The sequence below is a fragment of the Pseudomonas sp. PA-4-8C genome (genome assembly GCF_021606625.1).
In the GTDB taxonomy this organism is placed as follows: domain Bacteria; phylum Pseudomonadota; class Gammaproteobacteria; order Pseudomonadales; family Pseudomonadaceae; genus Aquipseudomonas; species Aquipseudomonas lactis.
Window position 1 is genome coordinate 93,183 of the sequence record NZ_WKCD01000001.1, and the last position, 12,228, is coordinate 105,410.

Consider the following 12,228-nt stretch of genomic DNA (forward strand, 5'->3'; position numbering starts at 1 on the left):
ATGCACCTCCAGAGAATTCGCATGCAGACTTTTTTTATCGCGCCCACCGATTTTGGTGTGGGTCTGACCTCCATCAGCCTTGGGCTGGTGCGCACCCTGGAACGGGCCGGCCTGAAAGTCGGTTTTTTCAAACCCATCGCCCAGCCACACCCTGGCGATACCGGGCCGGAACGTTCCACCGAGCTGGTGGCACGCACCCACGGCCTGAAACCGCCGCAGCCTCTGGGCTTGGCTCACGTAGAGCGCATGCTCGGTGACGGCCAGCTCGATGAGTTGCTCGAAGAAATCATCACCCTGTACCAGCAGGCGGCCGTAGGCAAAGACGTGCTGATCGTCGAAGGCATGGTACCGACCCGTAGCGCCAGCTATGCGGCACGGGTCAACCTGCACCTGGCCAAGAGCCTGGACGCGGAAGTGATCCTCGTCTCGGCCCCGGAAAACGAAGTGCTCACCGAGCTTTCCGGCCGCGTGGAATTGCAGGCCCAACTGTTTGGCGGCCCTAAAGACCCGAAAGTGCTGGGCGTCATCCTCAACAAGGTACGCACCGACGAAAGCATGGAAGCCTTCTCGGCGCGCCTCAAAGAGCATTCGCCGCTGTTGCGCAGCGGTGATTTTCGCCTGCTCGGCTGCATCCCCTACCAACCCGAGCTCAACGCCCCGCGCACCCGCGATGTGGCGGACCTGATGGGCGCGCAGATCCTCAACGCCGGCGACTACGAAAGCCGGCGCATGACCAAGATCATCATTTGCGCGCGCACCATGCGTAACACCGTCGAGCTGCTCAAACCCGGCGTGTTGGTGGTGACCCCGGGAGATCGCGATGACATCATCCTCGCCGTCAGCCTGGCCGCCATCAATGGCGTGCCGCTGGCCGGGCTGCTGCTGACCAGCGACACCCTGCCCGACCCACGCATCATGGATCTGTGCCGGGGCGCCTTCCAGGCCGGGTTGCCGGTGTTGTCGGTGAGCACCGGCTCCTATGACACCGCCAACCAGCTCAATAGCCTCAACAAGGAAATCCCTATCGATGACCGCGAGCGTGCGGAAATCATCACCGACTTCGTCGCCAGCCACCTCGATGCGCGCTGGCTGCACCAGCGTTGCGGCACGCCGCGGGAGATGCGCCTGTCGCCGGCGGTGTTCCGTTACCAGTTGATCCAACGCGCCCAGGCCGCCAACAAACGCATCGTGTTGCCCGAAGGCAGCGAGCCGCTGACCGTACAGGCCGCCGCCATCTGCCAGGCCCGCGGCATTGCCCGTTGCGTGCTGCTGGCCAAGCCTGCGGATGTGGAGGCAGTCGCCCGCGCCCAGGGTATCGACCTGCCCGAAGGCCTGGAGATTCTCGACCCCGACCTGATTCGCCAACGCTACGTGGAGCCGATGGTCGCCTTGCGCAAGAGCAAAAGCCTCAATGCGCCCATGGCCGAGCAACAGCTGGAAGACACCGTGGTGATCGCCACCATGATGCTCGCTCTCGACGAAGTGGATGGCCTGGTCTCCGGCGTTATTCACTCCACCGCCAATACCATTCGCCCTGCCCTGCAACTGATCAAGACCGCGCCGGGCTGCACCTTGGTGTCGTCGGTGTTCTTTATGCTGTTCCCCGAGCAGGTACTGGTGTACGGCGACTGCGTGATGAACCCGCACCCAAGCGCTGCGGAACTGGCGGAAATCGCCCTGCAAAGCGCCGACTCGGCGGCCGCGTTCGGCATCACGCCACGGGTGGCGATGATCAGCTATTCCAGCGGTGACTCGGCCAGCGGCGAGGAGGTGGAAAAAGTCCGCGAAGCCACCCTGCTCGCCCACGAGCAACAAAGCTCGCTGCTGATCGACGGCCCGTTGCAATACGACGCCGCCGCCAACGAAAACGTCGCCCGGCAACTGGCGCCCAACAGCCAGGTGGCAGGCAAAGCCACCGTCTTTGTGTTCCCGGACCTGAACACCGGCAACACCACCCACAAAGCCGTACAACGCAGCGCCGATTGCGTGAGCCTGGGGCCGATGCTCCAGGGCCTGCGCAAACCGGTCAATGACCTGCCACGTGGCGCCCAGGTGGACGACATCGTGTACACCATCGCCCTGACGGCGATCCAAGCCGCCAACCGACCCATGGATATCTAAATGCTGGATTTTCTACCTGCCGCCGTGCGCGGGGTGATTGCTTCGCTGTTGCTGGCGCTGAACACGATCCTGCTGTGTTCGTTCCTGTTTATCGTGGCACTGTTCAAGGCGCTGCCGTTCGCCAAGCGCCTGAGCGAATGGCTGATGAACCACACCCACGAAGCCTGGGTTACCAACAACAAGGGCTGGATGAACCTGGTGCGGCGTACACGCTGGCACCTGACTGGCCTTGAGGGCCTGGACTACCAGCACTCGTACCTGGTGACCAGCAACCATCAGAGCTGGGTCGACATCATGGTGTTGCAGTACGTGCTCAATCGGCGCATTCGCCCCCTGAAGTTTTTCCTCAAGCAAGAGCTGATCTGGGTACCCGTGATTGGCCTGGCGTGGTGGGCACTGGGCTTTCCCTTCATGAAGCGCTACAGCAAGGCTTATTTGGAGAAGCACCCGGAGAAGAAAGGCAAAGACCTGGAAACCACGCGCAAGACCTGTGCGAAGTTTCGCGACAACCCCGTGGGGATTTTCAACTTTGCCGAAGGCACACGCTTTACCCCGGGCAAGCATGCGCAGCAGCAGTCACCGTTTCGCTACCTGCTTAAACCCAAGGCGGGCGGTATTGCGTTTGTGCTGGATGCCATGGGCGAGCAGCTCAAGTCACTGATCAATGTGACCATCCACTACCCCGCCGGGCGCCCAGGTTATTGGGATTTGCTGTGCGGTAACGTGAAGGACGTGGTGGTGCACTTTGAAGAGGTGCAGATACCGGCCGAATTCATCGGCAAGAATTATGAGCAGGATGGGGAATATCGACTGGCGTTCCAGGGCTGGATCAACCAGTTGTGGCAAGACAAGGATGCATTGTTGGAACAGCTGCACAAAGACTTTCCGGCCAGCCGCTGATCTACATGTGCATGCCATTTAATGTGGGAGCTGGCTTGCCTGCGATAGCGGTGGACCAGCTAAGAATAAATAAACTGACAGTCCGCCATCGCAGGCAAGCCAGCTCCCACATTGATCGAGTCCATATTTGAGAATATGTAAAAAGCCCGCCACCGAGTGATCGATGGCGGGCTTTTTGATGGCTGCGAGGTTTAGATCGCGCCGCGCTGACGCAACAGCTCCAGCACTTGCTTGACGCTGTCTTCCAGCGACAACGCCTGAGTGTCGATTACCAGGTCGGCATTCAACGGCACGTCATACGGGAAGGATTCGCCAGGGATGTTATCCCCACCGGCCGCGTACAACCCTTGCGGGTCACGCTCGGCGCACACCAACGGCGATGCCTGCACGTAGACGGTCAGCAGTCGGTCCGCACCAATCAGCGCCTTGGCCTGTTCACGGCCTTCGGCATCCGGGGCAACGAAGGCCGCCAGGGTCAGCAGGCCGGCTTCGTTGAACTGGCGCGCCACATGAGCGGCACGACGCCAGTTCTCGGTACGCCCGGCACGGTCCTGCGGCAACCCTTTGTTCAGGTCGTGGCGCAGGTTCTGGCCATCCAGTACGAACACCGCACGGCCCATGTCGAACAGCTTGCGCTCAACCGCATAGGCCAGGGTGCTCTTGCCAGCGCCCGACAAGCCGCTGAACAACACCGTGGCCGGCTGCTGGCCGAAACGCAGGGCGCGCTCTTCGGTGGCAACATGCGCCAGGCTGCCGTGCTGCGCTGCGCCGCCATGACCCACCGGCGGTGCGATGATCATACCCGCGGCCACTGTACCGTTGGTCAAGCGGTCGATCACGATAAACGCGCCGGTGGTGCGGTTGCTGTCGTAACCGTCCAGGGCGATGGCGGCGTCCAGGCTGACCTTGACCCGGCCAATCTCGTTGAGCTGCAGCGAACTCGCCGGGCCTTCGGCCAGGGTGTTTACGTCCACGCGGTGCACGATGCTGGTGATGGAACCCGGCACGTAGCTGGTGGCGCGTTTGATGTCGTATTTCTTGCCCGGCAGCATCGGTTCTTCGGCCATCCACACCAGCATGGCGTCGAAGGCGTCGGTCACTTGCGGCACGTTGTCGGCATGCACCAGCAGGTCGCCACGAGAGATGTCGATCTCGTCTTCCATGGTCAAGGTCACGGCCTGGCCTGGGCCTGCGTGTTCCAGCTCACCTTCAAAGGTGACGATGGATTTGACGCGGCTGCTCTTGCCCGACGGCAACACCACCACTTCGTCGCCCTTATGCACGATGCCGCTCGCCAGGGTGCCGGCAAACCCACGGAAGTTCAGGTTCGGGCGGTTGACGTACTGCACCGGGAAACGCAGGTCGGTGTAGTTGCGATCATTGGCGATCTCGACAGTCTCCAAGATCTCCATCAGCGACTGGCCGGTGTACCAGGGCGAACGCTCGCTCTTGTTCACCACGTTGTCGCCCTTGAGCGCCGACATCGGCACGAAGGCCAGGGTGCTCGGCTTGAACGCGATACCTTCGGCGAACTTCAGGTAATCGGCCTTGATCGACTCGAATACGCTTTGGTCAAAGCCGTTGATGTCCATCTTGTTGATGGCCACCACGATGTGTTTGATGCCCAGCAACGAGGCGATGTAGCTGTGACGACGGGTCTGGGTCTGCACGCCGTAGCGAGCGTCGATCAGGATGATCGCCAGGTCACAGGTGGACGCACCGGTGGCCATGTTGCGGGTGTACTGCTCATGGCCGGGGGTATCGGCGATGATGAATTTGCGTTTGGCGGTGGAGAAATAGCGGTAGGCAACATCAATGGTGATGCCCTGCTCACGCTCGGCCTGCAGGCCATCGACCAGCAACGCCAGGTCGATATCGTCACCGGTGGTGCCGGATTTTTTCGAATCGCGGGTAATGGCTTCCAGGTGATCTTCGTAGATCATCTTGGAGTCGTGCAGCAGGCGCCCGATCAGGGTGCTCTTGCCGTCATCGACGTTGCCGCAGGTCAGGAAGCGCAACATCTCTTTGCGCTCGTGCTGGCCCAGGTAGGCGAGGATGTCCTCGCTGATCAAATCAGATTGATGCGACATGACAGCCCCTTAGAAATAGCCTTGACGTTTTTTATCTTCCATCGAGCCGGCACCATCGTGGTCGATGACACGGCCCTGGCGCTCGGAAGTTCGCGTCAGGAGCATTTCCTGAATGATGTCCGTCAGCGTCTCGGCTTCGGACTCCACCGCCCCCGTCAACGGGTAGCAGCCAAGGGTGCGGAAACGTACTTTCTTTTTGACGATGCGGGCTTTGTCTTCGTCGGACAGGTGCTCGAGGATGCGGTCGTCGTCGATCATGATCAACGTGCCGTTCTTCTCGATCACCTCGCGCTCGGCGGCGAAATACAGCGGCACAATCGGGATGCCTTCAAGGTAGATGTACTGCCAGATGTCCAGCTCGGTCCAGTTGGACAGCGGGAACACGCGGATCGACTCGCCCTTGTTGACGTTGCCGTTGTAGACGTTCCACAGCTCCGGGCGTTGGTTTTTTGGATCCCAGCGGTGTTTGCTGTCGCGGAACGAGTACACGCGCTCTTTGGCACGGGATTTCTCTTCATCGCGACGGGCACCGCCGAATGCGGCGTCGAAACCATGCTTGTCCAGCGCCTGCTTGAGGCCCTCGGTCTTCATGATATCGGTGTGCTTGGCACTGCCGTGGGTGAACGGGTTGATGTTCTGCGCCACGCCATCGGGGTTTATGTGGGTGATGAGGTCCAGGCCCAGCTCCTCGACCATCTTGTCGCGGAACTTGTACATTTCCTGGAATTTCCAGCGGGTGTCGACGTGCATCACCGGGAACGGCAGCTTGCCTGGGAAGAAGGCCTTGCGTGCCAGGTGCAGCATCACGGCGGAGTCTTTACCGATCGAGTAGAGCATCACCGGATTATCGAACTCGGCGGCGACCTCGCGGATGATGTGGATGCTTTCCGCCTCCAGCTGTTTCAGATGCGTCAGTTTGTCGACCATGGTTACTCACGGAAAAACGATCTTATGGACGGCCAGCGGGCCGTGTTCGAGCGAGGCATGCTAGCACAGCGACTTCTTCTATTTAGGGCACCAGCTAGACCGAAACGATATATGAATATGCCGCCGAGTTTGGCGCTCAACTCGGCCAATGTGGGAGCTGGCTTGCCTGCGATACAGGCGCCGTGCTCCTTCAGGCTGACCGAGGTGATGCCATCGCAGGCAAGCCATAATGCCAGTCAGTTAAGGCTTTTGTAGGAGCGAGCTTGCTCGCGAAAAACTCATAGGCGCCGCGTTCATTCAGGAAGCACGCGTTATCGTTGCGGTTTTTCGCGAGCAAGCTCGCTCCTACAGAGGGCGATGCACGCTTAACTGACTGGCATTAAGGCAAGCCAGCTCCCACAGTGTTCAGTGCTGTGCTTTAGATCGGGTTGGGGCAGTCGATGAATAGGTGCTCCAGGGCAAAGCGCCGCGCCAGGTAGTCGCCTAATGCCTGCACGCCATAACGTTCGGTAGCGTGATGGCCGGCGGCGATGAAGCTGATGTCGTTTTCCCGGGCGCTGTGGAAGGTCTGTTCGGACGCTTCACCGCTCAGGTACAAATCGACACCGGCGGCAATCGCCTGGTCGATATAGCCCTGGCCGCCACCGGTACACCAGCCGACGCGGCGAATCATCTCGCTGCCTTCGATCAGCAGCGGTTCGCGGCCCATCACGTCCTGCACGCGGCGGGCGAAGTCGCGGGGTGACAGGGGCTCGGCCAGGGAGCCGACCAGGCCGACGACTTTGGGGTTGCCAGGGTCCAGCGGGCCTTCGACGGTGATGTCCAGGTGGCGAGCCAGTTGCACGTTGTTGCCGACATCGGCGTGCAGGTCCAGGGGCAAGTGGTAGGCCAGCAGGCTGATGTCATGCTTGAGCAGGGTTTTGAGGCGGCGCTGCTTCATGCCGGTGATGCAGGGGTTTTCGCCCTTCCAGAAGTAACCATGGTGCACCAGCACCAGGTCGGCCTTGGCCTCGACGGCGGCGTCCAGCAGCGCTTGGCTGGCGGTCACGCCGCTGACGATGCGCATCACTTGGGGCCGCCCCTCGACCTGCAGGCCATTGGGGCAGTAATCGGCAATTTTGGCGCTGCCGAGGTAGCGGTCGGCTTCCTCGACGAGGGTAGTAAGGGGCACGGCCATAAAAGACTCCTAAATATCCCGTTCGCAGGCGTCGCAGCCTCGTATAATGCGCGACATTATGGGCGCTCTCGCGCCCCCTGCAACCTGTCAGGACTTACTTGATGCTCAAGGCACTGCGTTTTTTTGGATGGCCATTGTTGGCTGGCGTGCTGATCGCGATGCTGATTATCCAGCGTTATCCCCAGTGGGTGGGCCTGCCCACACTGGATGTGAACCTGCAACAGGCGCCGCAGACCAACACGGTGGTGCAGGGCCCGGTGACCTATGCCGATGCCGTGGTCATTGCCGCGCCGGCGGTGGTCAACCTGTACACCACCAAGGTCATCAACAAGCCCGCGCATCCGTTGTTTGAAGACCCGCAATTTCGCCGCTATTTCGGTGACAACGGCCCCAAGCAGCGCCGCATGGAATCCAGCCTCGGCTCCGGTGTGATCATGAGCCCCGAGGGCTACATCCTCACCAACAACCACGTGACCACCGGCGCCGACCAGATCGTGGTGGCCCTGCGTGACGGCCGCGAAACCCTGGCCCGCGTGGTGGGCAGCGACCCGGAAACGGATCTGGCGGTACTCAAGATTGATCTGAAGAACCTACCGGCCATCACCCTCGGCCGCTCCGACGGTTTGCGCGTGGGCGATGTGGCGCTGGCCATCGGCAACCCGTTCGGGGTGGGCCAGACGGTGACCATGGGCATCATCAGCGCCACCGGGCGCAACCAGCTGGGCCTTAACAGCTACGAAGATTTCATCCAGACCGACGCGGCGATCAACCCCGGCAACTCAGGCGGTGCGCTGGTGGACGCCAATGGCAACCTGACCGGCATCAACACCGCGATTTTTTCCAAGTCCGGCGGTTCACAGGGCATTGGGTTTGCGATCCCGGTGAAGCTGGCGATGGAAGTGATGAAGTCGATCATCGAGCACGGCCAGGTGATTCGCGGCTGGCTGGGCATTGAAGTACAGCCCTTGACCAAGGAACTGGCCGAATCATTCGGCCTGACCGGGCGTCCAGGCATCGTGGTAGCGGGGATCTTCCGCGACGGCCCGGCGCAGAAGGCCGGCCTGCAACTGGGCGATGTGATCCTCAGCATCGACGGCGCCCCGGCGGGTGATGGCCGCAAGTCGATGAACCAGGTGGCTCGGATCAAGCCGACCGACAAGGTGGCGATCCTGGTGATGCGCAACGGCAAGGAGATCAAACTGTCGGCGGAAATCGGCCTGCGCCCACCACCGGCGACCGCGCCAGTGAAAGAAGAGCAATAACCGTCGCGACCCAAGCGCCCGTTCACGGGCGCTTGTAAGGCCATATTTCTTAGCGATTCATTCTCATTAGGCATGTTATATTGTTTCAATATCGCTATTGGAACGCTCTATCATGCCGTCTCGAAAGTTTGTGCCCTTGGCCGGCCTGGCCCTGGGTTTGCTGCTCGACCCTGCCTACGCCGACGAAAACACCCTGGAACTGGACACCATCAGCGTCACTTCCGACGCCTATGAATCCGCCACCGGCCCGGTCGACGGCTACCGTGCCACCCGCTCTGCCAGTGCGACCAAGACCGACACGGCGTTGCGCGACATCCCGCAATCGATCAGCGTGATTCCGGCCACGGTACTCAAAGACCTGGGCAGTACCAGCGTGGAGCGCGCCCTGGAATTCGCCGGCGGTGTGTCCAAGCAAAACAACTTCGGCGGCCTGACCCTCTACGAATACAGCGTGCGCGGCTTCACCACGTCCGAGTTCTACCAGGATGGTTTCAGCGCCAACCGCGGTTACCCCAGTACCCCGGACGCGGCGAATATCGAACGCATTGAGGTGCTCAAGGGCCCCGCCGCCAGCCTTTATGGGCGTGGCGATCCCGGCGGCACGGTGAATATCGTCACCAAGAAACCCCAGCCCGAGGCCTTCACCACGCTGCAGACCAGCGCCGGCAGTTGGGACCGCTACCGCACGGCGCTGGATGTGAATACGCCGCTGGACAGCGAGGGGCGTGTGCTGACGCGGGTGAATCTGGCCGTTGAAGACAACCACAGCTTTCGCGATCACGTCGACGCCAAGCGCGTGTTCGTCGCGCCCTCCTTCAGTTGGCAGTTGGACCCGGACACCACCCTGCTGGTGGAAAGCGAGTTCGTGCGTCACAGCTCCACCTTCGACCGAGGCATCGTCGCCAATACCGGCATGTCCCATTCCACCTTCCTCGGCGAGCCCAACGACGGCAATATCCGCAACCACAACAATCGCATCCAGGCGGCATTGGAACACCACCTCAACGACGCCTGGAAACTGCGCCTGGCCAGTCATTACAAGCAGGGCAGCCTGTGGGGCGATGCTTCGGAAAATCGCGCATTGAATACCAACGGTCACACCATCGACCGCCGCTACCGGGAACGCTCCACAGGTTGGCACGACAGCATCACCCAACTTGAACTCAGAGGCTTGTTCGATATTGGCACTTGGCAGCACGAATTGCTGGTGGGCGCTGAATATGAGGATTACCGCAAAAAAGAACGCGTCACCACCATTGGCGGCAGTCGTTACCCCATCGATATTTACAACCCCGTCTACGGCCAGCCTAAACCCAATGGTGAGCGCTCCGGCACCGACATCTTCGAACAGACCAAAAGCCACGCACTGAACCTGCAAGACCAGATCATCTTCACCGACCGCCTGCGCGGCATGATCGGTGCGCGCTTCGAGCACTTCGAACAAAGCACCGACAACTTCGCCCGCAACCACGCCAAGAGCCGCCAAACCCACGACGCCTTCACCCAGCGCGCCGGCCTGCTCTACCAGCTCACGCCAGAAGTCGGCGTATTTGCCAACGCCTCCACCTCGTTCAAGCCCAATAGCGGCCTGGATGCCGGCGGCAAGTCCTTCAAGCCCGAAGAAGGCGTGGGGTATGAGGTTGGGATCAAGAGCGAGCTGTTTGACGACCGCCTCAGCACCACGCTTGCGGCTTTTCATATCGAAAAGGAAAACGTACTCACCCTGGACCCGGCGACCAACCTCAACCGCGCCATGGGCAAGGCCCGCAGCCAGGGGTTCGACCTGCAAGTAACCGGGCAAGTGACCGACGCCGTGCGCGTGATCGGCGCCTTGGCCTACATCGACGCCGAAGTGACCAAGGGCGACAAAACCATTCCTACGGGCAGCCGCATTCTCGGCGTGGCCAAGCGCAGCGGCAGTGTGTTGGGCGTGTATGAATTCCAGGACGGCGCGTTACGTGGCTCAGACCTGGGCGCAGCGTTCACCTATGTAGGTGACCGCTCAGGCGAAGCCGGCACAGGCTTCGAACTGCCCGCCTACCACACCGTGGATTTGCTGGCCCACTACAAGGCTACGCAGAACGTGACGGTGGGGCTGAACCTCAACAACCTGTTCAATGAAAAGTACTACGAGCGGTCCTACAGCAACTATTGGGTCAACCCCGGCGAGCCGCGCAACTTCACGGTTAGCCTGACCCTTAATCTGTAAATACAGTCAAATTGTGAGAGCTGGCTTGCCTGCGATAGCCATAGGTAACCACGATGCGAAGCGAGCCGCTCTTGATCTTGATCTGCTTTTGATCTCAGGCGCCCCGTCAAACCACGCTGGCCGAACGCAGGCTTGAATTCGTGGGTAACCCGGCAGGACGCCGGGTTAGCCGCCCCGCGCCATGGATGGCGCGTGGCGGCGGCCCACGGATTCAAGCCTGCGTTCGGGCACACCGAGCCTAGGCGAGGTGCCGAGTGGTGGGGCGAGGACCTTTTGGTTACTTTTGGGTCCTTCCAAAAGTGACCCGCTGTCAGAGCGGAACCCTAGGTGGCCGTTACCGCAGCAATGGATATGTACACTATCCAACTGTCACTATCCAACTGTGTTGACTGCCAGGCCGCCTTCGCGAGCAAGCCCCCACAGGTTGATCGCGGGGGGTCAGGTAGAGAAGCGTCGGTTGGCAGGCCGCCATCGCAGGCAAGCCAGCTCCCACAATTGGATCACCCCAGGCCTCGATTACAAGGCAACCGGCGCCCGCTCGCACAGTGTATTAAGCGCCGCCGCCCACTGCGGCTCATCATTCAGACAAGGCACCAACACCAACTCCTCCCCCCCCGCTTCACAAAATTGCTCGCGACCGCGATCACCAATTTCCTCCAACGTCTCAATGCAATCGGCGACAAACGCCGGGCACATCACCAGCAGCTTCTTCACGCCTTGCTGGGCCAATGCCTCAAGGCGCGCCTCGGTGTAGGGTTCGATCCACTTGGCCCGGCCCAGGCGGGACTGGAACGCCACCGACCATTTACCCTCCGGCAAACCCAACCGCGCGGCCACGTCCCGCGCCACGCTGAAGCACTGCGCGCGATAACAGGTGGCAAGCACCTCGGGGAATGCGTTCTTGCAGCAATCGGCGTCCTTGAAGCAGTGCTGGCCAGTAGGGTCAAGCTTGGTCAGGTGACGCTCAGGCAAACCATGGAAACTGAGCAGCAAGTGATCGTAATCCTGCTCTACATAAGAGCGCACACTCGCCGCCAGCGCATCCAGGTATTCGGGCTGATCGTAGAACGGTTGCAGGATCGAAAACTGCACATTCAGTTGCTTGTCGCGCACCACTCGCTTGGCTTCCTCTATCACCGTGGTGACGGTGCTGTCGGCAAACTGCGGGTACAACGGCGCCAGTGTGATTTTTTGAATACCCTGGGCGGCCAGGCGTGTCAGGACCGTTTCCAGGGACGGCTCGCCATAACGCATCGCCAGTTCCACCGGGCCCTGGGTCCACTGCGCGGTCATCCGCTGTTGCAGGCGGCGGCTTAAAACCACCAACGGCGAACCCTCGTCCCACCAGATCGACGCATAGGCATGGGCCGATTGCTCGGGGCGCTTGATCAGGATCAGCGACACCAGCAAGCGCCGCACCGGCCACGGCAAGTCGATCACATAAGGGTCCATCAGGAACTGATTGAGGTAGCTGCGCACATCGGCCACTGAAGTGGACTTTGGCGAACCCAGGTTGACCAGTAACAACGCGTGATCGGTCAT

The 12,228-nt window shown here is 60.9% G+C and carries 8 protein-coding genes; 4 read left to right on the forward strand and 4 right to left on the reverse strand.

The features are described from left to right. The first annotated feature begins 21 nt into the window (after positions 1-21). Both pta and GIW04_RS00430 read left to right on the forward strand, forming a co-directional pair. The gene (gene pta / locus GIW04_RS00425; protein WP_003188396.1) at positions 22-2,121 is read left to right on the forward strand and encodes a phosphate acetyltransferase; all 2,100 of its coding nucleotides are present in this window, start codon (positions 22-24) and stop codon (positions 2,119-2,121) included. Continuing rightward, positions 2,122-3,021, forward strand: a complete 900-nt coding sequence (locus GIW04_RS00430; RefSeq protein ID WP_014716856.1) for an acyltransferase — start codon at positions 2,122-2,124, stop codon at positions 3,019-3,021. Between the two features lie 191 nt (positions 3,022-3,212). On the opposite strand, the gene cysN is transcribed toward GIW04_RS00430, so the two are convergent. From cysN to GIW04_RS00445, 3 genes are all read right to left on the reverse strand, one after another. After that, positions 3,213-5,111, reverse strand: coding sequence for a sulfate adenylyltransferase subunit CysN (gene cysN, locus GIW04_RS00435; RefSeq protein ID WP_003188392.1), 1,899 nt, complete (start codon positions 5,109-5,111; stop codon positions 3,213-3,215). Positions 5,112-5,120: 9 nt separating this feature from the next. Continuing rightward, a complete protein-coding gene (cysD, locus tag GIW04_RS00440; protein WP_016971196.1) occupies positions 5,121-6,038 on the reverse strand; it encodes a sulfate adenylyltransferase subunit CysD in 918 nt (305 codons plus the stop codon). 418 nt (positions 6,039-6,456) lie between these two features. Then, positions 6,457-7,215, reverse strand: a complete 759-nt coding sequence (locus tag GIW04_RS00445) for a Nif3-like dinuclear metal center hexameric protein (protein WP_003188389.1) — start codon at positions 7,213-7,215, stop codon at positions 6,457-6,459. A gap of 101 nt (positions 7,216-7,316) precedes the next feature. Between GIW04_RS00445 and algW the strand changes: the two genes are divergently transcribed. Further along, complete coding sequence (gene algW, locus GIW04_RS00450; RefSeq protein WP_003188388.1) at positions 7,317-8,477, forward strand: Do family serine endopeptidase AlgW; 1,161 nt, start codon at positions 7,317-7,319, stop codon at positions 8,475-8,477. Between the two features lie 112 nt (positions 8,478-8,589). Further along, positions 8,590-10,686: a TonB-dependent siderophore receptor gene (locus GIW04_RS00455; protein ID WP_120249100.1), complete on the forward strand. Its 2,097-nt coding sequence runs from the start codon at positions 8,590-8,592 to the stop codon at positions 10,684-10,686. Between the two features lie 516 nt (positions 10,687-11,202). Here the strand turns inward: GIW04_RS00455 and hemH are convergent. Continuing rightward, complete coding sequence (hemH, locus tag GIW04_RS00460) at positions 11,203-12,228, reverse strand: ferrochelatase (RefSeq protein ID WP_120249102.1); 1,026 nt, start codon at positions 12,226-12,228, stop codon at positions 11,203-11,205.

Bases quoted from the DNA above. Each gene is read 5' to 3' on its own strand.
- pta (WP_003188396.1), top strand. From the start codon at position 22: ATGCAGACTTTTTTTATCGCGCCCACCGATTTTGGTGTGGGTCTGACC.
- GIW04_RS00430 (WP_014716856.1), top strand. From the start codon at position 2,122: ATGCTGGATTTTCTACCTGCCGCCGTGCGCGGGGTGATTGCTTCGCTG.
- cysN (WP_003188392.1), bottom strand. From the start codon at position 5,111: ATGTCGCATCAATCTGATTTGATCAGCGAGGACATCCTCGCCTACCTG.
- cysD (WP_016971196.1), bottom strand. From the start codon at position 6,038: ATGGTCGACAAACTGACGCATCTGAAACAGCTGGAGGCGGAAAGCATC.
- GIW04_RS00445 (WP_003188389.1), bottom strand. From the start codon at position 7,215: ATGGCCGTGCCCCTTACTACCCTCGTCGAGGAAGCCGACCGCTACCTC.
- algW (WP_003188388.1), top strand. From the start codon at position 7,317: ATGCTCAAGGCACTGCGTTTTTTTGGATGGCCATTGTTGGCTGGCGTG.
- GIW04_RS00455 (WP_120249100.1), top strand. From the start codon at position 8,590: ATGCCGTCTCGAAAGTTTGTGCCCTTGGCCGGCCTGGCCCTGGGTTTG.
- hemH (WP_120249102.1), bottom strand. From the start codon at position 12,228: ATGACCGATCACGCGTTGTTACTGGTCAACCTGGGTTCGCCAAAGTCC.